Annotated in this window: 23 protein-coding genes; 14 read left to right on the top strand and 9 right to left on the bottom strand. The window is 63.6% G+C overall.

Annotated elements, in window-relative coordinates:
* Window positions 1-30: 30 nt before the first annotated feature.
* Genes SC1_RS09000 through SC1_RS09030 form a run of 7 tightly spaced genes read left to right on the top strand, consistent with a single transcriptional unit; the run spans window position 31 to window position 8106 of the window.
* Complete coding sequence (locus SC1_RS09000) at window positions 31-1641, top strand: hypothetical protein (RefSeq protein ID WP_238586635.1); 1611 nt, start codon at window positions 31-33, stop codon at window positions 1639-1641.
* Complete coding sequence (locus SC1_RS09005) at window positions 1638-2486, top strand: 4-(cytidine 5'-diphospho)-2-C-methyl-D-erythritol kinase (RefSeq protein ID WP_062180289.1); 849 nt, start codon at window positions 1638-1640, stop codon at window positions 2484-2486. The genes SC1_RS09000 and SC1_RS09005 overlap by 4 nt, the downstream gene beginning before the upstream one ends.
* Window positions 2483-3214, top strand: coding sequence for an N-formylglutamate amidohydrolase (locus SC1_RS09010; protein WP_062180292.1), 732 nt, complete (start codon window positions 2483-2485; stop codon window positions 3212-3214). The genes SC1_RS09005 and SC1_RS09010 overlap by 4 nt, the downstream gene beginning before the upstream one ends.
* A gap of 59 nt (window positions 3215-3273) precedes the next feature.
* Window positions 3274-5133, top strand: a complete 1860-nt coding sequence (gene ilvD, locus SC1_RS09015; RefSeq protein WP_062180294.1) for a dihydroxy-acid dehydratase — start codon at window positions 3274-3276, stop codon at window positions 5131-5133.
* Window positions 5130-5519, top strand: coding sequence for a hypothetical protein (locus tag SC1_RS09020; protein WP_062180297.1), 390 nt, complete (start codon window positions 5130-5132; stop codon window positions 5517-5519). The genes ilvD and SC1_RS09020 overlap by 4 nt, the downstream gene beginning before the upstream one ends.
* A 33-nt stretch (window positions 5520-5552) precedes the next feature.
* Window positions 5553-6905: an NAD(P)H-hydrate epimerase gene (locus SC1_RS09025; protein WP_062180300.1), complete on the top strand. Its 1353-nt coding sequence runs from the start codon at window positions 5553-5555 to the stop codon at window positions 6903-6905.
* Window position 6906: 1 nt separating this feature from the next.
* Window positions 6907-8106 (top strand): class I SAM-dependent RNA methyltransferase, encoded by a 1200-nt coding sequence (locus SC1_RS09030; RefSeq protein WP_062180303.1) that lies wholly within the window; start codon window positions 6907-6909, stop codon window positions 8104-8106.
* A 4-nt stretch (window positions 8107-8110) separates the two neighbouring features.
* On the opposite strand, the gene SC1_RS09035 is transcribed toward SC1_RS09030, so the two are convergent.
* The 5 genes from SC1_RS09035 to SC1_RS09055 form a co-directional block, all read right to left on the bottom strand.
* Window positions 8111-8545 carry an MAPEG family protein gene (locus SC1_RS09035; RefSeq protein ID WP_062180306.1) on the bottom strand — a complete coding sequence of 145 codons (435 nt, stop codon included), beginning with the start codon at window positions 8543-8545 and terminating at the stop codon, window positions 8111-8113.
* 12 nt (window positions 8546-8557) lie between these two features.
* Complete coding sequence (locus SC1_RS09040; RefSeq protein ID WP_062180308.1) at window positions 8558-8989, bottom strand: MAPEG family protein; 432 nt, start codon at window positions 8987-8989, stop codon at window positions 8558-8560.
* 65 nt (window positions 8990-9054) lie between these two features.
* Complete coding sequence (locus tag SC1_RS09045; protein ID WP_238586636.1) at window positions 9055-10200, bottom strand: CaiB/BaiF CoA-transferase family protein; 1146 nt, start codon at window positions 10198-10200, stop codon at window positions 9055-9057.
* Between the two features lie 72 nt (window positions 10201-10272).
* Window positions 10273-11604 (bottom strand): MFS transporter, encoded by a 1332-nt coding sequence (locus SC1_RS09050; protein ID WP_062180318.1) that lies wholly within the window; start codon window positions 11602-11604, stop codon window positions 10273-10275.
* Window positions 11605-11692: 88 nt separating this feature from the next.
* On the bottom strand, window positions 11693-12886 hold the full coding sequence (locus tag SC1_RS09055) for a type III PLP-dependent enzyme (RefSeq protein ID WP_062180320.1): 1194 nt from the start codon (window positions 12884-12886) through the stop codon (window positions 11693-11695).
* A gap of 255 nt (window positions 12887-13141) precedes the next feature.
* On the opposite strand from SC1_RS09055, the gene SC1_RS09060 reads away from it, so the two are divergent.
* Both SC1_RS09060 and SC1_RS09065 read left to right on the top strand, forming a co-directional pair.
* Window positions 13142-14800, top strand: a complete 1659-nt coding sequence (locus tag SC1_RS09060) for an FAD-dependent oxidoreductase (RefSeq protein ID WP_062180322.1) — start codon at window positions 13142-13144, stop codon at window positions 14798-14800.
* Between the two features lie 56 nt (window positions 14801-14856).
* On the top strand, window positions 14857-15597 hold the full coding sequence (locus SC1_RS09065; protein WP_062180324.1) for a hypothetical protein: 741 nt from the start codon (window positions 14857-14859) through the stop codon (window positions 15595-15597).
* A gap of 7 nt (window positions 15598-15604) precedes the next feature.
* Here the strand turns inward: SC1_RS09065 and SC1_RS09070 are convergent, their stop codons facing one another.
* The 4 genes from SC1_RS09070 to SC1_RS09085 all read right to left on the bottom strand — a co-directional run bounded on the left by SC1_RS09070 (window position 15605) and on the right by SC1_RS09085 (window position 19537).
* Entirely contained in the window at window positions 15605-16777 is a 1173-nt protein-coding gene (locus tag SC1_RS09070) for a carboxynorspermidine decarboxylase (protein WP_062180327.1), read from the bottom strand.
* A 17-nt stretch (window positions 16778-16794) separates the two neighbouring features.
* On the bottom strand, window positions 16795-17145 hold the full coding sequence (locus tag SC1_RS09075) for a DMT family protein (protein ID WP_062180329.1): 351 nt from the start codon (window positions 17143-17145) through the stop codon (window positions 16795-16797).
* Window positions 17142-18230 carry an alpha/beta fold hydrolase gene (locus tag SC1_RS09080; RefSeq protein ID WP_062180331.1) on the bottom strand — a complete coding sequence of 363 codons (1089 nt, stop codon included), beginning with the start codon at window positions 18228-18230 and terminating at the stop codon, window positions 17142-17144. Before SC1_RS09080 ends, SC1_RS09075 begins: the two co-directional genes overlap by 4 nt.
* Before the next feature lie 98 nt (window positions 18231-18328).
* Window positions 18329-19537: a saccharopine dehydrogenase family protein gene (locus SC1_RS09085; RefSeq protein ID WP_062180333.1), complete on the bottom strand. Its 1209-nt coding sequence runs from the start codon at window positions 19535-19537 to the stop codon at window positions 18329-18331.
* A 64-nt stretch (window positions 19538-19601) separates the two neighbouring features.
* On the opposite strand from SC1_RS09085, the gene SC1_RS09090 reads away from it, so the two are divergent.
* From SC1_RS09090 to SC1_RS09110, 5 genes are all read left to right on the top strand, one after another.
* Entirely contained in the window at window positions 19602-20591 is a 990-nt protein-coding gene (locus SC1_RS09090) for a threonine/serine dehydratase (protein ID WP_062180337.1), read from the top strand.
* A 53-nt stretch (window positions 20592-20644) separates the two neighbouring features.
* Window positions 20645-21094, top strand: a complete 450-nt coding sequence (locus SC1_RS09095; protein WP_062183873.1) for a hypothetical protein — start codon at window positions 20645-20647, stop codon at window positions 21092-21094.
* 169 nt (window positions 21095-21263) lie between these two features.
* Window positions 21264-22481, top strand: a complete 1218-nt coding sequence (locus tag SC1_RS09100; protein ID WP_062180340.1) for a DUF3419 family protein — start codon at window positions 21264-21266, stop codon at window positions 22479-22481.
* A 2-nt stretch (window positions 22482-22483) separates the two neighbouring features.
* Window positions 22484-23143 carry a class I SAM-dependent methyltransferase gene (locus tag SC1_RS09105; RefSeq protein WP_062180343.1) on the top strand — a complete coding sequence of 220 codons (660 nt, stop codon included), beginning with the start codon at window positions 22484-22486 and terminating at the stop codon, window positions 23141-23143.
* Window positions 23144-23190: 47 nt separating this feature from the next.
* Window positions 23191-23556: a hypothetical protein gene (locus SC1_RS09110; protein WP_152682341.1), complete on the top strand. Its 366-nt coding sequence runs from the start codon at window positions 23191-23193 to the stop codon at window positions 23554-23556.
* The last annotated feature ends 2 nt before the right edge of the window (window positions 23557-23558 follow it).

Raw genomic sequence — 23558 nt, forward strand, 5'->3', positions numbered from 1 at the left:
TTCCTGATCGCCGGCCTGTTCGCGGCGGCGGTGCCGGCGTGGGCAATCGACGATAATGGCGCCGCGCTCAACGCGCTGGTGCGGGCGCGGCTGGCGGAAGAGGGCGGCGAGCCCGCAGCGGCGCTGTCGGCCTTGACCGCGGTCTCCAGCGTCGCGCCCGATTTGCCGGGCCTCAGCGGACGGATGCTGGAGCAAGCGATCGAGGCAGGCGATCTTGAGGCCTCGCGCTCGGCGGCGCTTCGGCTGTGGACCGCCGGTGATCGGCGTTTCGATGCGCAGTTGGTGCTGATGGTCGACGCGATGCGCCGGTCGGACTGGAAAGCGGCGCGCGACTATATGGCGGGGCGCGCCGACAAGGCGGGCGCCGATACGATCGCGCGGCTGATCGTCCCGACGGTGAATGCATGGATCGACGTCGGCGCGCGCGAGAATTTCCCCGAGCGCCATTTGCTTAGCGCGAACAGCCGGATACGGCCCGAACCTGCGCTGACGCTTCAGGTCGCACTCGTCCAGATCGCGACGAAACGCACCGCCGCGGCGGTGATGCTGAGCGATGGCGTGACATTGACCGACCGGACGAGCCAACTGGTGGGTCTGCGCCTCGCGGCGACGCTCGACAAAGCGGGCGAGCGCGATGCGGCGCAGCGACTTCGCGGACGGATTGCGCTTGCGTCGGGCCAGCGCGAGGATCCGATGCTGCTTTTGCCCGATCAGCCGGTGTCGACCCCGCGCGCCGGCACGGCGCAATGGCTCGGTTTGCTCGCCGACGGACTGGCGCGGACCCCCAATGGCAGCGCGAAACTGCCGCTGCTGTTCGCACGCGCGGCTTATTGGCTGAACGATCAGGATATGGCGGTGCGGACGACGCTTGTGGAGGCGCTCGATCGCAATGGGCAACAGGGGGATGCGATCGCGCTGCTCGATACCGGGCGGACGCCGCTGCCGCCGGTGCTCATGATGCGCCGCGCCGAATTGATCGCCGATGCCGGCGACCTTCCCGGCGCAGCCAAGCTTGCCGAGGTCGCGGCGAACGAAAATCCCGCGCGCAGCATGCTGGTCCGCCTTGCCGACATTGCGCGGCGCTCGAACGATCCGGCGACGGCGTCGCGGGCCTATGAACGGCTCGAAGCCGCGCTGGGCGACGATGAAGGCGACCAGTCGCTGCGCGGTACTTTGCTGATCGCCCGCGCCGAGTTGCTGCTGCAGGCGGGACAGTGGGATGCGGCCGCGCCATTGATGGAAAAGGCGGTCGCGCTGCGCCCTGAAGACGCGTCGATCCTGAACTTCGCCGGCTATTCGGCGCTCGAACGGCGTAAGGACGTAAAACAATCAATCGCTCGGATCGAGGCGGCATGGGCGCAGGCGCCGCAGAATGCGAGCATCGCCGATTCGCTTGGCTGGGCCTATTTCCTCACCGGTCGCACCGACGACGCGATCAAGCTGCTCGAAAAGGCTCAGCTCGGCGAGCCCGAAAATGCGGTGATCGTCGAACATCTGGGCGATGCCTATTGGCAGGCGGGGCAGAAGTTTCGCGCACGCTATAACTGGCGTGCAGCGGCGCTGATCGCCGACGCCGAAATGGCGACCCGGCTGGAGGCGAAACTGCGCGACGGGCTGACCCACGCGACCACTGCACCGTGACGGCGTTCCACGAGACGGGTTGGGCCAAGATCAACCTTGCGCTGCATGTGCGCGGGCGGCGGGCCGACGGCTATCATGAGATCGAGACGCTGTTCGCCTTCGTCGACGGCGGCGACGCGATTACGGCCGAATTCGCGGACGAGGATGCGCTGGCGATTGACGGTGAATTCGGTGAAGGGCTGAGCGCGGGCGGCGACAATCTGGTGATGAAGGTGCTGGCGCTGCTGCGCGGGCGCTATGGCGCCGACCGGGTGCCGCCGCTTGCCGTGACGTTAACGAAGCGGCTGCCGGTCGCGGCAGGGATCGGCGGCGGTTCGGCGGATGCCGCGGCGATGGCGCGGCTCATACGGAAGCATTTTTTGCCCGAGCTGGGCGATGCGACCTTGGCACGGCTGGTGAGCCCGCTGGGTGCCGATATCGCCGCGTGCGTGGCGAGCATGACGTGCCTTGGCGTCGGCGTGGGCGAAGAACTGAGCCCGGTGCCAGGGCTAAGCCTCGGCGGGACGCCGGTCCTGCTCGTCAATCCGCGTCTGCCGGTTGCGACGGGTCCGGTGTTTGCCGCGTGGGATGGGGTCGATCGGGGCGCACTCTTCACCGGCGCCGACATGCGCGCCGGGCTGCTCGGCGCGCGTAACGATCTGCAGCGCGCGGCAATCGCGCAATGTCCGGCGATTACCGATATCCTGCTCGAACTGGGGGCATTGCGGCCCTGGCTGGCGCGCATGTCGGGATCGGGAGCAACCTGTTTCGCGCTGTTCGATTCCGCCGCCGAGCGCGACGCGGCCGCTGCAACGCTGGCGGAACGGCATCCGGACTGGTGGACCATGGCAGGAGTATTACGGTGAGCGAGGCTTGGCGGCAGATCGGAACGGCGCGGACCGGGGGTATCCTGCTGATCGCCGACCATGCGTCGGCTTTCGTGCCCGCCGATATCGATCTGGGTATCGATCCCATGCTGCTGACCAATCACATCGCGATCGATATCGGCGTGGCCGAGGTGGCCGCGCTACTCGTTGAAGGCGGCGCGGTCGACGCGGCAATCCTCGGCGGCGTGTCGCGCCTCGTCGTCGATTGCAATCGCGATGAGGATGCGCCGGGCGTATTGCCGATCGCCAGCGATGGGCATGCCGTTCCCGGCAATGCGCTGGGCGACGATGGGCGCGAGGCACGGCTGGCGCGTTTTTTCCGGCCCTATCACGACCATATCGCTGCGACGATCGCGGCGCATCGCCCGGCGATGGTCCTGTCGCTGCACAGCTTTACGCCGTCGCTCGCCGCACATCCCGATCAAGCGCGGCCCTGGCATGTCGGCGTTCTGTACAATGAGGACGATCGGCTCGCAGCGGCGGCAATCGCGGCCCTGGAAGCCGAAGAAATGATCGTTGGCGACCAGCAGCCCTATTCGGGTAAGTTGCTCAACGCGACGATGAACCGCCACGCCGAAGCGAACGGCATTCCCTATGTCGGGATCGAGATGCGGCAGGATCTGGTCGGCGATGCGGCGGGGCAGGCGCTGTTCGCCGGACGCCTTTCTCGCATGTGCAGCAAAGTTGCATTGAATCTGCCCGGATAGGCGTGTAGAGGCGCGTCTCTTCGCACATTTTTGAAATAAAATTATCAGGACTGTTGAAAATGCCTTCATATCGTTCGCGCACCACCACCCACGGCCGCAATATGGCCGGTGCACGCGGCCTCTGGCGCGCGACGGGGATGAAGGACAGCGACTTCGGCAAACCGATCATTGCCGTGGTTAACAGCTTCACGCAGTTCGTGCCGGGACACGTCCACCTGAAAGACCTCGGCCAGATGGTCGCGCGCGAGATCGAGGCGTCGGGCGGGGTTGCCAAGGAATTCAACACGATCGCGGTCGATGACGGCATCGCGATGGGGCATGACGGCATGCTCTATTCGCTGCCGAGCCGCGACCTGATCGCCGACAGCGTCGAATATATGGTCAACGCGCATTGCGCCGATGCGATGGTGTGCATTTCGAATTGCGACAAGATCACGCCGGGCATGCTGATGGCCGCGCTGCGCATCAACATCCCCGTCGTGTTCGTCTCGGGCGGGCCGATGGAGGCCGGCAAGGTCGTGCTGAAGGGCAAGGAGGTCGCGCTCGATCTGGTCGATGCGATGGTCGCCGCCGCGGATGAGAAATATACGGACGAGGAAGTCAGCGAGATCGAACGCGCGGCGTGTCCGACATGCGGCAGCTGCTCGGGCATGTTCACCGCCAACTCGATGAACTGCCTGACCGAGGCGCTGGGCCTGTCGCTGCCCGGCAATGGCTCGACCCTCGCGACGCATGCCGACCGCAAGGAGTTGTTCCTGCGCGCCGGACGGATCGTCGTCGAAATGTGCCGCCGCCATTATGAGGAGGGCGACGACAGCGTGCTGCCGCGCAACATCGCGACCTTCGAGGCGTTCGAAAATGCGATGAGCCTTGATATTGCGATGGGCGGGTCGACCAACACGGTGCTTCATCTGCTTGCCGCGGCGTTCGAGGCCGGCGTCGATTTCACGATGGACGACATTGACCGTCTTTCGCGCCGCGTGCCCTGCCTTTCGAAGGTCGCGCCCGCCAAGAGCGATGTCCATATGGAAGACGTGCATCGCGCTGGCGGGATCATGGCGATCCTCGGCCAGCTCGAACGCGCGGGCCTGCTTCACGCGCACCTGCCGACGGTGCACAGCGCGACGCTCGGCGATGCGCTCAACAAATGGGATATTTCGCGCACCAACGATCCCGATGTGCAGAAATTCTTCATGGCCGCGCCCGGCGGGGTGCCCACCCAGACCGCGTTCAGTCAGGACCGGCGCTGGGACAGCCTCGACCTCGACCGCGAGGCAGGCGTAATCCGTTCGGCCGATCATGCGTTCAGCAAGGACGGCGGGCTGGCCGTGCTATCGGGCAATATCGCGCTCGACGGCTGTATCGTGAAGACCGCAGGGGTCGACGAGAGCATCCTCAAATTCTCCGGCCCCGCCAAAGTATATGAGAGCCAGGACGCCGCGGTCGCGGGTATCCTTACGGGGCAAGTCGAGGCGGGCGACGTCGTCGTCATCCGCTACGAGGGGCCGAAAGGCGGCCCGGGAATGCAGGAAATGCTTTATCCGACGAGCTATCTCAAATCGAAGGGCCTCGGCGCCGCCTGCGCGCTGATCACCGACGGGCGTTTCTCCGGCGGCACCTCGGGCCTTTCGATCGGCCACGTCTCGCCCGAGGCGGCCGAGGGCGGCGCGATCGGGCTGGTCGAGAATGGCGACCTGATCAATATCGACATCCCGTCGCGAACGATCGTGTTGGCCGTGGCGGATAGCGTGCTGGCCGAGCGCCGGGCCGCGATGGAGGCGAAGGGCGATGCTGCATGGCAGCCCGTCAAGCCGCGCCCGCGCAAGGTTTCGGTAGCACTTCAGGCTTATGCCGCGATGACGACCAGCGCCGCACGCGGCGCAGTGCGCGACCTGTCGCAGTTGAAGGGCAAGGGATGAAAAAACTTGGGGGGGCATTGCTGATGATGGTCGCGCTCGCGGCCTGCAACCGCGCACCCGACAATAGCGAGCTTGCCGACGCCGAAGCGCGCGGATCGCGCGAGGCGGCCGAGGACGGACGTATCGAATGCGCGCTCGAAGGCTCGAAGCTGTTCGACCGGACCTGCACCGTCGAGGAAATGAGCGGCGAGGGCGGAACGATCCTCGTCGTCGGGCGCGGCAATGTCGGTTATCGCCGCCTGCAGATCACGACCGACGGGCGCGGTGTCGTCTCGGCCGACGGCGCCGAACCCGCCAAGGTGAGCATCGTCGGCAACAATATGATCGAAGTCGCGATCGCCAATGACCGCTATCGCCTGCCCGCCAATACGGGCGGCGCGAAGTAGGCGCTTTCGCGCGATCGTGATAGGGCAGGGGTCATGTCTGTTCCCGCCGGCGCCCCGATCCTGACAGCCAAGGCGATGCGCGAAGCCGAGGCGGCGTGCGCGATACAGGGCACCTCGCTCTCCGAATTGATGGATCTTGCGGGCGCAGCGGTTGCCGATACCGCTTGGCGCATGGCCGCAGGTGCGCCGATCCTGATACTCTGCGGTCCCGGCAACAATGGCGGCGACGGTTATGTCGCCGCGCGCTTGCTCGCGGAGCGTGGAGCCACGGTACGGGTCGCCGCTCTGGCGGAACCTGCGACCGATCTGGCAAAAGCTGCGCGCGCCGGCTGGACTGGGCCTGTTGAAGTGCTGAATGGCCGCCTTGCCCCGGCGCCCTTGATTGTCGATGCGCTGTTCGGCGTTGGGCTGACGCGCCCGATTGCTAACGAACTGGCGACAATCATTGGGCATTTTGCCGATAGCCGCATATTGGCGGTCGACATCCCGAGCGGGGTGGACGGCGACGGTGCGGCCGCCTGGATGCCGCCGCTTCGTGCCGATGTGACGCTGGCGCTCGGCGCTCTCAAACCCGCTCATGTGCTGTTGCCGACAGCGCCAGCGTGCGGGCGCGTGCTTCTCGCGTCGATCGGGATATCGGCAAACAAGATGATGAGTAGCTTGCCCAAGCTACAAACGCCTGAGCCCGATGCAGCTTCGCACAAATTCACCCGTGGCACGGTGCTTGTGTTTGCGGGGCCGATGCGCGGTGCTGCGGGGCTCAGCGCCGCGGCGGCGCTTCGCGCGGGCGCCGGCTATGTCGTGCTGGAAGGAGGTGCGCCTCCGCCTTTCGCCGCGATCATAGCCGAGAGCGACGCCCGGTTCGGCGAACGGTTGAACGATCCTCGCGTCGGCGCGGTGGTGATCGGTCCGGGGTTTCCCGCAGGCGACGAACTGCTGTTCGACGTCGAGGCCGCGCTCGATTCCGGCAAGCCGCTCGTTCTGGACGCTGCCGCGATTGACGCGGCATTACCGCGCCTGTCCGAAACGCCGCGCAAAGCGATCCTGACCCCGCACGAAGGTGAGTTCGCGCGCGCCTTTCCGCAGCTTTACGGCAGCAAGATCGACCGCGCAAAAGCCGCGGCGGTGCGGACGCAGGCCGTCATCGTCTACAAGGGCGCCGACACGATCATCGCCGCACCCGATGGGCGCGTTGCCGCGGCATGGCCGGGCAGCCCCTGGCTTGCGACGGCGGGAACGGGCGATGTGCTCGCCGGCGCGTGCGGCGCAATGCTGGCGCGCGGTGGTGATGCCTTCGATGCCGCCGTCGCGGCGGTGGGGTGGCATATCGCGCAAGCGGCGCGTATAGGCCCCGGCCTTGTAGCCGACGATCTGGTTAGGGACTGAAATGAGTGAAGCTGCGCTGATCGAGCGCATTGCCGCGCGCGGCGATGGCGTGACGGGCGACGGCCGTCATGTGGCGGGCGGCGTGCCGGGCGACCGCGTCCGCGACGACGGGATTATTATTCCGGGCCCGAACCGCACCGACCCGCCTTGCCGCCATTTCGGCAAGTGCGGCGGCTGCCAGTTGCAGCATGTCGCCGAACCTGCGCTCGCCGACTTCGTGCGCGACCGTGTCGTGGGTGGGCTCGAGGGGCAAGAGGTTACGGGCGTCCAGGTCCTGCCCGCAGTGTTGTCGCCTCCGCAAAGCCGCCGTCGCGCCGTCCTGACCGCGCTTCGCACCGGCAAGCAGGTGTCAATCGGTTTCAACGCCGCGCAGAGCAACCAGATCGTCGATATGCGGATGTGTCCGCTGTTGCTTCCCGAGCTATTTGCACTGATTGCCCCCGTGCGCGAACTGCTGGTAATGATCGCTCAGCCGCGCCGTCCGGTGAAGGTCAAGCTGCAGATGCTCGATCAGGGCGTCGAACTGATATTGGAAGGCGTCAAGGCCGAAGGGCTCGACGCTGCGATGGCGCTGCAAGACTTTGCTGGTGCGCACAATCTGGCGCGGTTCGCGATCGATCAGGGCGACGGGCTAGAAATCCTCTGGCAGCCCGAGCCGCCGACGATGCGCTTTGGCGATATCGTTGTCGAAGTTCCGCCCTTTGCCTTCCTCCAGCCCACGAGTGCCGGGCAAGCGGCGCTGATCGGGGCGGTGACCAAGGCGATTGGTGATGCAGGCGCGGTCGCCGACTTGTTCGCTGGCGTCGGTACTTTCGCCTTGTCGGTGCAGGCGGGACGCAAAATCTATGCGGCCGAGGGCGCGCGCGATGCGATCGCGGCGCTGACGGGCGCGGCGAACCGCGCGCGGGCGCTCGTCGCAACTGAACATCGTGATCTGTTCCGTCGGCCCCTCGTGCCCGCCGAGTTGAACCGCTTCGGCGCGGTCATCCTCGACCCACCGCGCGCTGGTGCCGAGGAGCAGGTGAAGCAACTGGCGATGTCGACCGCGCCAGTCATCGCCTATGTTAGCTGCAATCCCGCGAGTTTCGCGCGTGATGCCAAGACGCTGATCGAAGGCGGCTACACGCTTGACTGGGTGCAGCCCGTGGGCCAGTTCCGCTGGTCGACCCATGTGGAACTGGCCGCGCGCTTTTCACGCTAAAGGCTTAGTGTAGCACGAAGCCCATGAAGGCGTGGATGCACAATGCGATCAGCGCGAGGCTGGCCAGCGCGAAAATGCCGAAGCGCCACATCACGCGGTTCACCGTCGCCTGGATCAGGCTGTGCAGGATGCGAAGGGCGACATAGGCCCAGGCAAGCTGCGCATTGAGCCCGCCGCCCATGCCGCCGATCGCCAGCGCCAGCGCGACGGCGTAAAACACCGTCGGCTGTTCCATCAGATGGTTATAGTTATGCGCCTTCCACTGCACGTCGGGGGGTAGCACCTCATCAAGGCTCTTGCCCGTCCCGCCGACCATCTTCGCCGCGTCGATCTTGGCGCGCTGCATCGCGGGGATGCGCGTCGCGTACATCCACACCCACATAATCATCGACCAGAGCGCGAGTGTCGCGACCGGTCCTAATATTGCGTTCGTATCCATATTCTTTCCCCCTCAACCCAAAGTAGCGATCACGGCCAGCAGCGACAGCGCGAACAGGCACAGCGTTGCGACCGAGAAAATCACGAAACGGACAGGCACGCGGTTCACCGTCGACTGCCAGAAGCTGTGAACGATACGCAGCACGACATAGGCCCACGCCAACCCGCGCGTCAGGTCGGTGCTGCCGCCCGACAGGTGCAGGAAGATGATCACTGCGTAGAAGATCGTCGGCTGTTCGCACAGATGCGTGTAGTTGTGCGATTTCCAGTTGGTGAGCGGCGGAAGGACGCCCTCCAGATCAACACCGCGCCCGCCCGGCGGCGCGGCCTTCAGGTCGATACCGACCTTTGAAAAGGCCCGGAAACGCGTTACGCCCGCCCAGACCAGCACGACGAGAGTCCAGAGAACGAGCACCGCGCCGGGTGCGAGAAGGCTTTCGGACATTTGGCTCCCCCTGTCTGTTTTGCGGCGATGCTAAGGCACGGCGCCGACAATGCAACCGGCGAAGTTCAGCGCGCCAGTTCGTCCCGGATCGCCGCGCCGTCGCCATCGACGCGCGGCGCGAAGCCCAGATCGCGGCGTGGCATCGCGTCATATTTCACCGGCGGCTGCATCTCATGAAAGGCGCCGACATCGGGGTGTGTGCGGTGACGGAAGAATTCGGTCGCGACAAAATGCGGGTCCTCCTTAATGTCCTGGAGGTCGCGCGCCGCCATCGCAGGGATGTCATTGGCGGCGAAGAGTTCGAGCCATTCGGCGTTCGACTTCGCGGGGGTTTTGCGCGCGATCTCGCTGTAGATAATCGGCATATGTCGCCCCTTGGCTTTGGCGGCCTCATATTCCGGGGTTTCCAGCAAGCCGGCGCTCCCGAGCAGGTCCATCAGCCGCGCGGTCGATTCGGGTGTATAGGGTACGATCGCAAGGTAACCGTCGCTCGTCGGAAACGGCTGGCGGGTTGGGTCGAGTTGGCGCGGGTAACCCGCCGGACCGATCGGCGGATCGAGCGCCGCGTCGCGCAGATGTTCGGTGAGCATGAAGGCGGCGAAGCATTCGAACATCGGCACTTCGACTTCTTGCCCCTCGCCGGTTCGCAGCTTGTGGACCAGCGCGGCGAGGATCGCCTGCGCGCCGAATTGGCCGGCGATCTTGTCGGCGATCAGCGACGGGAAATATCGCGGGCTTGGGTTCCCGTCGACGCGCGGGAGAAGGCTGGTCGTGCCAGTCGCGGCCTGGATGACGTCGTCATAGGCCTGAAGGTCAGCATAGGGGCCATCCTGCCCGAAGCCCGTGCCATGAACATAAATGATATCGGGCTTCAGCGCCTTGCAACCGTTATAGTCGAAACCGAGCCGCTCTATCGCCTTGCCCCGGACATTGTGGAAAAACACGTCGGCGGTCACGATCAGCTCGCGCAGCACGGCGGCATCCTCAGGATTTTTGAGGTCGAGCGCAATCGATCGCTTGCCGCGGTTTACCGTCAGATGGATCGACCCCATCGTCGGATCGGGTATACCGCTGCCTAGATAACGCGATATGTCGCCGAGCCCCGGTGTTTCGACCTTGATCACCTCGGCGCCGAGGTCGGCGAGCATCTGCGTCGCATAGGGTCCGAAAATGACGGTGGTGAGATCGACGATCCGGATCCCTGACAACATAAGCACGCATCCTCTCTCTGCTTCGCGGACACGATAGAATGATTGCAAAGTAAAACGGAAGGGGCTTCGTCGTCAGACTGGCTGTTCTGTCAGGGCGCCGGTGTTGTCGTCGGTTTCGCTGTTATAGGCGGCCGATATCCGCCGATAGGATTTCGACCGGAACGCGGCAATCGTCGCGAGCACGCCAAACAGCCCGGCGATCGAAAAGACGATCGCGATGCCGCGTTCGGGCCCTCGACCGTACCAGTCACCGATCGCGTCGGCTCCCGCGCCGTCAGTCATCAAGGGCACAAAGACGAACTGCGTGAGCGGGGCGATCAGAAAGGCGGTGAGCGGCGAGGCCGATTGCTCGACCGACTGTGCGAAACCAAAGACGCGGCCCTGACGTTCGTAGGGGACGACCTTTTGCAGCGTGGTCTGTTCTGCCGCCTCTGCATAGGGGCCGAGGAACATCCAGATGAAGCAGCCGGCGGCGAGCAATATGACCGACGACTGGATCGTAAAGAAGACCGCGACGATCCACGCCGCGAGATTGACGAGGAGAAGCGTGCGGACCGGATTCGCACCGAGGCCCGTCCGTGCAATCACCATCCCGCTGACAATGAAGGCGCAGGAAATGACAGCCCATAGCAGGCCCCATTCCTCGACCTTCATCAGCGACAGGCCATAGGCGTCCATCAGCGCCATAAAAACGCCGCCCAGAAGATTGTTGAACGTCGTGAAGAGGATGAGTGCGATCAGCCCGGGAATGCCGAGCACGACGCGCAGCGTCCCCGCGAGATCGATGCTGCGGGGGGCGTCATGCGTTTCAGGATCGCGCGGCTCGTCGATGCGGACGAACAGCAGGTGAAGGATCGCGATCGAGGTGAAGCTGATGGCGAAGTAAAGCGCCCCGGCCATCCCGCCCCACGCGACAAGGAAGCCGCTGATCGCCGACGTCATCAGGAATCCGATGCCACTTACCATTCCGACCAGCCCGTTCGCCTTGTCGCGGCGATCCTCGGGCACGAGCAGGGTTACGAGCGTAGGCAGCGCGATCATGCGGATATTGCCGGCGATCACGGCGAGCATCGTGATGAGGATGAAGAGCCAGAGAGTGATGCCGTGGGTGTCGGCGCCGCGAATAGCGGGGTCAAGCGCATGGCCGGCAAGCGCCGCGGTGTAGAGGAGAAGCGATGCGATGCTCGACACCAGCATCATGTGCCGCTTGCCATGATGGTCGACAAGGCTGCCGAACCAGATGCCGAGCATCGCGGTCAGGACGAGATAGATGCCCGCGATCACGCCGGTAGCGAATACCGACTGCGTTTCGAGGAAGGTCCAGAAGGTTAGCGCGAACCACACCGTAAAATTGGTGATGTTCGCGATCAGATTGTTGGCGAGAAGGTGATGAAAGGGCTGCATGGGCCGCGCAATCTAGCGGCCCTGCCCAAAAGAGAAAGGGCCGGTCGCATCGCTGCGCCGGCCCTTTCATTTTCCATATTGCGGTTCGTCAGAACAGCTTGGTCACCGTCGCGCTGCGGCGCTCCTGTTCGATTTCGCCGGTGTAGAGGCTGACCATCGGCTCGTCGCTGACGACATGCGTCTCGTCTGCGCCGAAGCCGTTGAACTTGGTTCGCATCGCGCAGCCATAGGCGCCGAGCATACCAATCTCGATGAAATCGCCAGCCTTGATGTCGGCGGGCAGGAAGAAGGGGCCTGCCATATGGTCGAGATCGTCGCAGGTCGGACCATAGAAGCTGAACGGCATCATCTCGGCGTCGCTCGCCACGTCGCGCTGCAGCGTGACAGGAAAGCGCCATCCGACATGCGCGGCATCGAACAGCGCGCCATAGGCGCCGTCGTTGATGTACAGCTCTTCGCCGCGGCGCTTTTCGACGCGTACGATCAGCGAGCTATACTCGGCCGACAGGGCGCGGCCCGGCTCGCACCACAGTTCAGCGGAATAGCTGATCGGCAGGCTTTCGAAGCTGCGGTGGATCGTCTCGAAATAAGCGTCGAGCGGCGGAGGCTCCATGCCCGGATAGGACGAAGGGAAGCCGCCACCGACATCGATGATGTCGACGGTAACCGATGCTGCGACGATCGCGGCGCGAACCCGCTCCATCGCCTGCGCATAGGCATGCGGCGTCATCGCCTGGCTGCCGACATGGAAGCAGATGCCGAGCGCATCGGCCGCCTGGCGTGTCGCCATAAGCAGTTCGACGACCTCGTCGGCTTCGGCGCCGAACTTGGCGGCGAGGCTGAGCTTCGAATGATCGGACGAGACGCGCAGGCGCACGAGCAGGTTCAGATCCTGCGCGCCTTCGGTCGCACGGACGATCTTTTCGAGTTCGTCGAGCGTGTCGAGCGAGAAGGTGCGGACGCCATGCTTCCAATAGGCTTCGGAAATCGCTTCCTCAGCCTTCACCGGATGCATGAAGCAGAGCGTTGCTTCGGGAAGCGTGCGGGCAACCAGACGCACTTCGGCAATCGAGGCGACGTCATAATGGGTGACACCCGAATCCCACAGCACGCGCAAGAGGTCAGGCGACGGATTCGCCTTGACCGCATACATGGTCGTGCCGGGAAAACGCTCGATGAAGAAACGCGCTGCGCGCCGCGCGGCGTGCGGGCGGACAAGCGTAACAGGTTCGATCGGCGAAAGTGCCTGAATCAGCCCGTGGGCGCTATGATGCTGGTGCAACTCAAGGGACCCCCAAAATTAAACGGTAAACGACAAGGCTGCCTTGCGGTTATTGGAAGTCCCCCTGGGGCAGCGGAGGGCGATATATGCAGGGGGGTCCCCCCTGTAAAGACCCTATCGCGCAATTTTGTAATAGTCCGGTAACACCGGGGCCGAACCGGGGCCGATCTGCGCCAAACCGCGCAAACGCGAGACAAAGCCATACCGCCGCGCTAGGGATGGCGCATCGCCAAACCCGAAAAGGACCTCCCCGCCATGGTGTCTCGCGCCGACGTTAATCACAGCTTTTCCGACGCGGAACTCCAAGAACTGGCGGCGTTCGGCACAATCGAGTCGCATCGCGCCGGTGATCTGATCGTCGAGGAGGGCATGATGGCGCCCGATTGCATCATCACCCTTTCGGGACATACCGATATTTTCGCCTCCACCGATGAAGGGAGAAGGCGCGTCGGCTGGATGGAGCACGGCCAGTTCGCGGGCGACCTGTCGGTACTGACCGGACAGCGCCACCTGTCGCGCGTCGAGATGGGCGCCGACGGCGAGGTCATCCGTATCGCCCACGCCGATTTCCAGCGTCTTATTGCCGGCAACTCCTATTATTCGGACATTTTCGTCCGCGTTCTTTCCGCCCGCCGCGAATTCAGCAATAATCGCGGTTTCGCGGTGACGATCGTCATCGGCGCGGCGATGGATCGCAGCGTCTATGCCTTGCGCGACCTGCTGATGAAGCATGGTGTCGCACATCGCTGGTTTGATCCCGCCGACGGACCGGTCGCGGGGCATCTGATGGCCGAACGGGGGCTGACCGGCGGCCAGTTGCCGGCGGTCATCCTGGGCGCAGCCGACGTGCTCGTTCAGCCGACCCCCGAACAGCTCGCGGCGGGGCTCGGGCTCGATCTGTTACCCGATGGTGCGACCGCTGATGTCATCGTCGTCGGCAGCGGCCCCGGCGGGCTAGCGGCAGCGGTCTATGCCGCGTCCGAAGGGCTGACGGTGATCGCGCTCGACTCGCTCGCGCCCGGCGGGCAGGCGGGCACGTCGTCGAAGATCGAGAATTATCTGGGTTTTCCAACCGGCATTTCGGGGAATGAGCTGGCGCGCCGGGCGACGGTGCAGGCGCAGAAGTTCGGCGCGCGACTGGTCGCGCCCGTCCGCGCGACGTCGATCAACCGCGACGGCGATGCCTATTGCTTGCATCTTGCCGACGGGCGCAAGCTGCGCAGCCGTGCCGTGGTCGTGGCGAGCGGCGCGGAATATCAGCGCCTGCCGATCGAGGGCATCGAATCCTATGAGGGCCGCGGCATTTATTATGGCGCGACGCCGATGGAGGCGCAGCTCTGCGGCAATGCAGAGGTGACCGTCGTCGGATCGGGCAACTCGGCGGGGCAGGGCGCCATCTATCTCGCGAGCGTGGCAAAGAAGGTCTATGTTATCTTCCGCCGTGCGAGCCTGCGCGAGACGATGTCCGAATATTTGGTCAAGCGGCTCGAAGAGCATCCGAACATCGAGATCATTCCCGCGACCGACGTCGTCGGTCTGCACGGCGAGGAGCATCTGGCCGGCCTGACCTATCGCTGCCGCGAGACGGGAGCCGAGGATCATTGCGATTGCCGCTTCCTGTTCCTGTTCCTTGGTGCCACTCCGAACACCCGGTGGCTGCCCAAAGAGATGGTGTGCGACGATCGCGGATTCGTGAAGACCGGCGCCGATATCGCGCCGCTCGAACTGGTCAAGGCGGGCTGGTCGCTCGACCGCATGCCAAGCCGCCTCGAAACGAGCTGGCCGCGCATCTATGCCGTCGGCGACGTGCGGAAGGGATCGGTAAAGCGCGTCGCATCTTCGGTCGGAGAGGGATCGGTGGTGGTCAGCCATATTCACCAAGCTCTGGCGGAAACAGGCACGACCATCGATTGACCCCGCCTCCGCTCGCACGTTAAGCTCCTGCCTTCGAACAAAAAAAGGAACCGCCGATGAGCTTGTCCGCGTGGGTGATGATGATTGCAGTGCAGGGGGGCGGAGAGCCGCTACCCGCTAAAATCGATATCCCGAACGATTTTTCGACGGTCATTTGCCCAACTGAGTCGGCAGCGCGTCAGATGTTGGGTACTTATTATGGCGTGCAGCCCGCGCCGCGGAATCATACGATCGACACCAGCCTGTTCTTTCAGGGCCTGGCGGCGACCGGCTGCTCGCAGGACAGCTCCGATGCGACGTCGGTGATCACGATCCAGCAGGCGGTGGCGCGGCGGACGCTGAAGCTCGCCTCAGCTAGCGAAACCTATCTTATCTATCGCGGCGCGAACGCCAAGGGCGTTCGGGTCGTCGGGATCGTCGATGAAATGGGAAACAACAAGCATCCCCGCACCGATTTCGAGCGCTGGTTGTCCGAATTCGCGCCCAATGGTCTGATCAACTACGATCCGGCAACGATGAGCACGCTCTATCTATGCGCGACTGTCGATGGTGCGCGTGCCGCCGTTCGGGCGATCCCCACGAAGGGGAATAAGGCGGTCCAGAATCAGGCGTTCGGCAAGGCGCGGGCCGCGAATGCGTGCCGACAGGCGCCGGCAGGGCGCTACAAGATTACCGCACGCCACGAAAATCGCGACATCCAATGCGGGTTCGAATGCGAAGACATCTGGAATTCGCTCGCCGCCACCGATGCGCGGGGCCGGGCGGTCGCGTTGATTTTCAACGCTTCGCACTTCTGACGCGACCTTATCCGAGCCGCGTCTTGAAGTCCTCATAACCGAACTCGCGGATCAGCTTGAGTGCGTCACTCTCGCTGTCCCACAGCCAGATCGACGGTAGCGGCACGCCGTTGAAGGTGTTGGTTTTGACCATCGAATAATGCGCCTGGTCGAGGAATGCGAAACGTTGCCCGATGCGCGCGCCGCCGGGAAGGCGGTAATCGCCAATGACGTCGCCCGCCAGGCATGATGGGCCCCCGAGCCGGACCGGCATGCCCTCGTCGCCCTCATCGAGCATCGCGGGGCGGTAGGGCGCCTCGATGACGTCGGGCATGTGGCAGGTTGCCGAAATGTCGGTGATACCGATCTGCATACCATTGTCGAACAGGTCGAGTATCTCGCCGACGAGGATGCCGGCGTCCAGCGCGATGGCCTCGCCGGGCTCGATCATCACATCGCAGTTGGTCGATGCACGCACCTGCTTCAGGAAGGCGATCAGATCATCGACCTGATAATCGGCCCGCGTGACATGGTGGCCGCCGCCGAAATTGATCCATTTGAGCTGGCTGAAGAAGGGGCGCAGCATCGGTTGCACCGCGTTCCACGTGCGCTGCAGCGGCGGGAAATCCTGTTCGCACAGACTGTGCATATGGATGCCGTCGACGCCCTCCATATGTTCGGGAAGAAGCTGGCTGATCGGGAAGCCGAGGCGGCTGCACGGCGCCGCAGGATCATATTTCGCGACCTCGCCTTCGCTGTGCATCGGATTGATGCGTAGGCCGATGTCGAATGTTTCGCCGTTCGCCCGCAATTCATCGAGCAATGGGCGGAAGCGTGAGATCTGCCCCGGCGAGTTGAAGATCAGATGGTCGGACAGCGCCGCGATCTCGGGCAGGTCAGCTTCCTTGTAGCCCGCGCAATAGGTTGCGACTTCGCCGCCATATTCGCCGCGCCCGAGCTTCGCTTCATAGATGCCGGAAGCACATACGCCGTCGAGATATTCGATGACGGTCGGCCCCAGGGACCACATCGAGAACGCCTTGAGCGCCGCCAGTACGCGCGCACCCGACGCGTCGCCGATATGGCGCAGCAACGCGAGGTTGGCGCGCACCTTTGCGGCATCGACGATGAATGCGGGAGAGGGGACTCGGGTCAGGTCGAAGCGGGCAAAGGCTCCGGGATCGCCGGCACGGGTTTCCATGTCGCTTGTGTTTCCTGTCAGACCGCAATCGGTCCCTTGAAGATGAAGAACGCACCCGCCGCGATCAGACCGAAGCCGACGAGATGGTTCAGGGTCAGCTTCTCACCGAGCCAGAAGACCGCGAACCCAGCGAATATGACCAGTGTAATCACTTCCTGCAAGGTCTTGAGTTCGGCGGCGCTGTAAACGCCATAGCCTATGCGGTTCGCGGGGATGACAAGACAATATTCGAAAAAGGCGATTCCCCATGCGATCAGCACCGCCAGCCAGACGGGCCGCGACACGGCGCCAAGCTGGCCGTACCAAGCAAATGTCATGAAGATGTTCGATACGAACAGCAGGCCGATCGGCGCGAGATAGGCAGTCATTTCCGGTCCTTCGTCAGCGGCAGCACGTCGCGGAGCAGCGCGGCGAAGAAATGACCCGGCTCCTCGACCATCGGCATATGCGCCGAATGTTCGAGCCAGACGAGCCTCTTTGAGGGTGCTTCAACCTGTCCGAACCACTGGGCCGCCACCGGCGAAGGGACAGTATAATCATGCCGTCCGAGCAGGAAGACCAGCGGTACATCCATCTTCTTGACCTTCGTGAAGCTGACATCGGCCAAACGCGGCCAGAGCGTCGTCACAGAAAACTCGCTGCCCTTGCCCCACGCCTGTCGGTCGGCCTCGCTATATTCAGGCGAAAGGCGCGGCGTCTGGAAATAATATTTGAGGTCGGGCTTGTTATAGATGAGCGAGCCGTAGGGGATCGCATATTTGCGCCAGCCGTCGGCTTTCGCAATCGTGAACTCGCCGCTCGGATAGGGTGCGAGAGCATCGACCGCACGGACGGCCTCCATATTCCCTGCCGCGAGCGCTTTGGCCCGCGTCCACGCCATACCGGCCTTTTCGCCTTCGCGAAAATCGATGCCCTGGCCGACACCGACATAGGCGTAGAGCAGGTCGGGCCGCTTTACCGCGACCGACAGGCCGACGATCGAGCCCCAGCTATGGCCCATCAGCACGACCTTGCGTTTGGCATAGCGCTTTTTGAGCAACTCGATCAGTTCGATGGCGTCGTCGCGGTAGCGTTCGGGTGTCATCGTCGGCGCAAGGGTCGCGGGATCGTTGAGCGGATAGCTACGGCCGGCCCCGCGCTGATCATATTGGACGACGGTAAAGACATCCTCCCACGGCCGCTGAAAAGCCCAGGCAAAGGGCATTTCGACCGCGCCGGGTCCGCCATGCACGAAAACCAGGATGGGATTGTCGCGGTCCGAACCGCGCACGTTCACGACCTGCCGCGCCCCGCCGAGGGTGGCCTCGAAGGTCTCCTGCACACCGTTTGGCGTAACAATTTTACCGATGTCGGCGACGATTGCGCGTGCCGGGGCATAGGTGTCGTCGGTTTGAGCCGCGGCGGGCGTGGCGAAAGCAGCAAACAAGGCGATCGCTGCCAATTGCAATTTCATTCGGGCTACCTTTCGTCATTCCCGCGAAAGCGGGACCCAGTTTCGCCGTGGCTAACGGGTTCCCGCTTTCGCGGAAATGACGAAAAACGTAAAATCGCTCAGAAATCGAGCGGACCGTCCAATTCCTTCACCTGCCAGGGCAGGCCATGCTTGTTGAGCATGTCCATGAAGGGATCGGGATCCATCTGTTCCATGTTGAACACGCCGTCGCCGTTCCACGTGCCGGTGACCATCATGGCGGCGCCGATCATCGCCGGCACGCCGGTGGTGTAGCTCACCGCCTGATTGCCCGTTTCGGCATAGGCATCCTCATGGTCGCAGATATTATAGAGATAGAGCGTCTTTTCCTTGCCATCCTTGCCCAGACCGGTCGCAATGACGCCGATGTTCGTCTTGCCCTTGGTGGTCTCGCCGAGGCTCGACGGTTCGGGAAGGACGGCCTTCAGGAACTGCAGCGGTACGATCTCGCGGCCTTCGTAGATCACCGGATCGATGCGCGTCATGCCGACATTCTGGAGGACGGTAAGGTGCGTGATATAGGCCTCGCCGAATGTCATCCAGAAACGGATGCGTTTGATTTCGGGCAAGTGGGTTTTGAGGCTTTCGATCTCCTCATGATACATGAGGTACATCGTCTTCGGGCCGACAGCCTCGAAATCGAACTGCTGCTTCACCGACATCGGCGGGGTTTCGACCCAGTCGCCATTTTCCCAGTGACGAGCGACAGCGGTCACTTCGCGAATGTTGATCTCAGGGTTGAAGTTGGTCGCGAAATGCTGGCCATGATCGCCGCCGTTGCAATCGAGAATATCGAGCGTGTCGATGCGGTCGAAATGATGCTTCTTGAGCCAGGTCGTGAACACGCTCGTCACGCCCGGATCGAAACCCGAACCGAGCAGCGCCATCAGACCAGCCTCCTTGAAGCGGTCCTGATAGGCCCACTGCCAATGATATTCGAACTTCGCCTCGTCGCGGGGTTCGTAGTTGGCGGTATCAAGATAATGCGCGCCGGTCGACAGACAGGCCTCCATAATCGTGAGGTCCTGATAGGGAAGTGCGAGATTGACGACATGTGTCGCGCCGATCGAGCGGATCAGCGCTGCGGTCGCGTCGATATGGTCGGCGTCAACTTCGGCGGTCTTGATCGTGACGCCGGTGCGTTCCTTCACCGATTCGGCAATCGCGTCGCATTTGAACTTGCGGCGGCTCGCCAGCGTGATGTCGGGAAAAATGTCGGGGTTCATCGCCATCTTGTGCACCGCGACCGAACCGACGCCGCCTGCGCCGATCACCAGAACCTTGCTCATCGAAAAATCTCCTGCGCCTACCTATGTGGCTTGTCTTGTATGGCCGGCCCTATAGGACGAAGCCATGACACAGCAAAGCCCCGATCCCTTGCTCGATCCGAACCGCGCACCCACGCTTGCGGGTGTCGAACGCGCCGCGGCGAAAGTCGCTGCATTGCTCCCGCAAACCCCGCTGTTGCCGCTCGAAGTCGATGGCAAGACGATCTGGTGCAAGGCGGAATGCCTGCAACCCGTCGGAGCGTTCAAGATCCGCGGCGCCTGGCACCGGTTGACCGATCTGACGCCCGAACAGGCGGCGGCGGGCGTCGTCGGTGTATCGAGCGGCAATCATGCGCAAGGCGTCGCATGGGCGGCAAAGCAGCTGGGGATCAAAGCGACGATCGTGATGCCGAGCAATGCGCCGGCGATGAAGCTTGCCGCAACGCGCCAACTGGGCGCCGAGGTCGTGCTCTATGATCGCGTGACCGAATCGCGCGACGCGGTCGCGGCAAAGCTGCTCGCCGAACGCGGCGGGACGCTCGTCCATGCCTATGGTGATCCGTGGGTCATAGAGGGACAGGGCAGCGCCGGAACCGAAGCGAAAGCGCAGATGGTTACGCGCGGGATCGGCAGCCCCGACAAGGTTGTCGCCTGCTGTGGCGGGGGCGGTCTGTCGGCAGGACTCGCTCTTGCGCTGGCCGAGGCCGAAATTGTTGCCGTGGAGCCCGAAGGCTGGGACGATGTAACGCGCAGCCTTGCTGCCGGCGAAATCCTTTCGGTCGAGGATATGACCTATCCGACCGAATGCGACGCCTTGCAGACGCCACAAACCTGGCCGATCAACTTCGCGGTGCTGCAGGCGCGCGGCGTAAAGGGCGTTGCCGTGACGCGCAGCGAAGTGCGCGATGCAATGCGGCTGGCGTTCGAGAAGCTGCACCTTGTCGTCGAGCCCGGCGGAGCGGCCGCGTTGGCGGCGGTGCTCGCGGGCAAAGTGTCGGTAACGGACGCGACTCTCGTCACGCTGTCGGGCGGCAATGTCGATCCGCTGAAATTCGCGGAGATCATCACCGAATAGGCTGGCGGAAACTTATCCGCCGACATGCGTTTGGACGGGGAAGGAGAAGCATGATGCAGAAGAGTGCAATTTTGGCGGGCGCTGCGGCGCTGGTTCTATTGGCCGGCTGCGAAAAGGCAGAGGCGCCCGCGCCTGCGCCGACCGATGCCACGACCACCGAGGTTCCGGTCGAGACCGTTCCGGCCGAGGGCGCAGAGGCAACCGATCCCGCGACCGCGCCGCATCGCTTCGCGAGCTGGGCAGGTAAGTGGACCGGGGTCGAGGGCATGTACGCCACGATCACGACCGCCGCGCCAGGGAAATACAAGCTCGAAATGCAGTCGGACCTCGACACCAAGGGGACCTATGATGGCGAAGACAGCGAGCATGGCATCAAGTTCAAGCGCGGGACCGAGGAACTCAGCCTGCGTCGCGGCAACGGCGACGAAACCGGTCTCAAATATCTGGCCGGCAAGAAGGAATGCCTGATCGTGAAGGAAGGTGAGGGCTACTGCCGCGACTGACAAATATCTTCGTCATTCCCGCAGAGTCGCTGACTACGCGGGAATGACGATTGTCGAGGTACGCATATTTTCTCGTATGTCGCCGGATTGTCATCGAACCGGCACGGAAATCGCATGAAAGCATGCAATGGGCAGCCCCGGATCAACCTTGTCCGGGATACCCATTCGCATGGCCAGCCGACCCAATCGCAAGATCGCCGCCGCCGTCGTTCGCGAGGATGGCGAGCAGAAACAACGCCTGCTCGACCGCGCTTTCGCGCTAGCGTTCAAAGGCCTCGTCTATGCCCAGATATGGGAAGACCCGGTCGTCGATATGGAGGCGCTGGCGATCGAACCGGGCAACCGGATCGCCACGATCGCCAGCGGCGGCTGCAATGTCTTTTCCTATCTGACCGCCGACCCGGCGGAGATTGTCGCGGTCGACCTCAACACCGCGCATGTCGCACTTAACAATCTTAAACGCGTGGCGATCCAGCGGTTGTCCGATCATGCGAGCCTTCGCCGCTTTTTCGCCGACGCCGACAACAGCAGCAACATCGCAGACTATCGTGCCTTCGTCCGACCCCACCTGGACGAGGTAACCCGCCGCTATTGGGAAGGCCGCGACCTGGTCGGGCGCCGCCGGATCAACGGCTTCGCGCACGGGCTCTACAAGCGCGGACTGCTCGGTAATTTTATCGGGGTCGCGCACCTCGTCGCTCGCATGCACCGCGTCGATCCGCGCCAGTTCCTCGAAGCGAAGACGATCGAAGAACAGCGCACGATTTTCGAGACGAAGTTCGCGCCCTTCTTCGATCGCAAGTTCATCCGTTGGGTCACGGACCAGCGATCGTCGCTGTTCGGTTTGGGCATTCCGCCGGCGCAATATGACGCGCTCGCGGACGGAAGGCCGATGGCCGATGTGTTGCGCGCGCGCCTTGAAAAATTGACCTGCGATTTTGCGCTCGAGGATAATTATTTCGCCTGGCAAGCCTTTGGTCGCGGCTATGGAAAGCACGCCGCTGCGTCGTTGCCGCCCTATCTGCACGCGGATCATTATGCCGCCGTCCGCGCCCGCGCGGGGCGGGTTACGGTGCTTCACGCGAACATGACCGACATGCTCGCGGCGGCCGATGCGAACAGCTTTGACCGTTACATATTCCTCGATGCGCAGGACTGGATGAGCGACGCGCAATTGACCGCCCTGTGGAGCGAAGTCACGCGGACCGCCCGCCCCGGTGCCCGCGTCCTTTTTCGCACCGCCGCCGAACCAAGCTTGCTGCCGGGTCGGCTTCCCGACGACCTGCTGCGGCGATGGGATTATCGCGCCGCCGAATCGCTCGATTACACACGGCGCGATCGCTCGGCGATCTACGGCGGGGTCCACCTCTATATCCTGAAAGGCTGACGATGATCCGGGGGGATGGGCATGCCGCACGCATGGACGGCGTCTATCGCGGACAGCGTCACATCTATGACCTGACGCGCAAATATTACCTGCTTGGGCGCGACCGCTTGATCGATGAACTGTCGCCTCCGGCCGGCGGACATGTACTCGAAATCGGTTGCGGCACGGGGCGTAATCTTATCGCAGCGGCGCGCTGCTGGCCGAGCGCCAAATTTCACGGGATAGATATTTCCGAAGAGATGCTGAAAACGGCTCGCGCCGCGATCGCCCACGCGGGGCTGGCGCGACGCGTGAGCGTTGCACAGGCTGACGCAACAGGTTTCGATCCGAACGCGTTGTTCCGTACCGCCAGTTTCGACCGTATTTTTCAAAGCTATACATTGTCGATGATCCCCGACTGGCAGGGCGCGATCGGTGAAGCGATGCGCCATCTGTCGACTTATGGTTCGCTGCATATCGTCGATTTCGGACAGCAGGAGGATATGCCTGACTGGTTCCGCAGCACGCTGTTCGCGTGGCTCGCGCGCTTTCATGTCGAACCACGCGCACTGCTGATCGAAGCCGCGCGCGAAGCCGCGAACGATGCCGGTGCGCGGCTCGCGGTGACTCGGCTCTATCGGGGTTATGCCTGGGCGTTGCGGCTCGACAAACGCCCGCGCTAGTCTTGCCAAGCCGCGCGACACCTGCTCCTTTGGTGGGGGGAGGCGCAATGACCGATATGATCTCGCCGGCGGGGACCGCCGAATTGGCTTCCGTCGCCGAAACACTGGCACAGGCGTTTCAGACAGACCCCGCGCTGTCGTGGATATTGCCCGACCCCGATCACCGCGCCCGCGCGCTCCGCAGCCTGTTTCGGGTCCTCGTCCCCGCTGATGTCCGCGTCGGCGTCGCGCTGCGCTCGCCGGACGACGAGGCTGCGGCTCTCTGGCGCGCGCCGGGGCAGGCGCACAGCGGCACGCTCGAGTTCCTGCGAACCGTCGTCCCGCTTTACGAGCGGCTCGGGTTCGTTACCCAAGTCCAATGGGACGTACCCGGCGGCCCGCATTTCTGGGGCATGATGCGCCCTTCGTCCTGATC

This window comes from Sphingopyxis sp. C-1 (assembly GCF_001047015.1).
Taxonomy (GTDB): Bacteria; Pseudomonadota; Alphaproteobacteria; order Sphingomonadales; family Sphingomonadaceae; genus Sphingopyxis.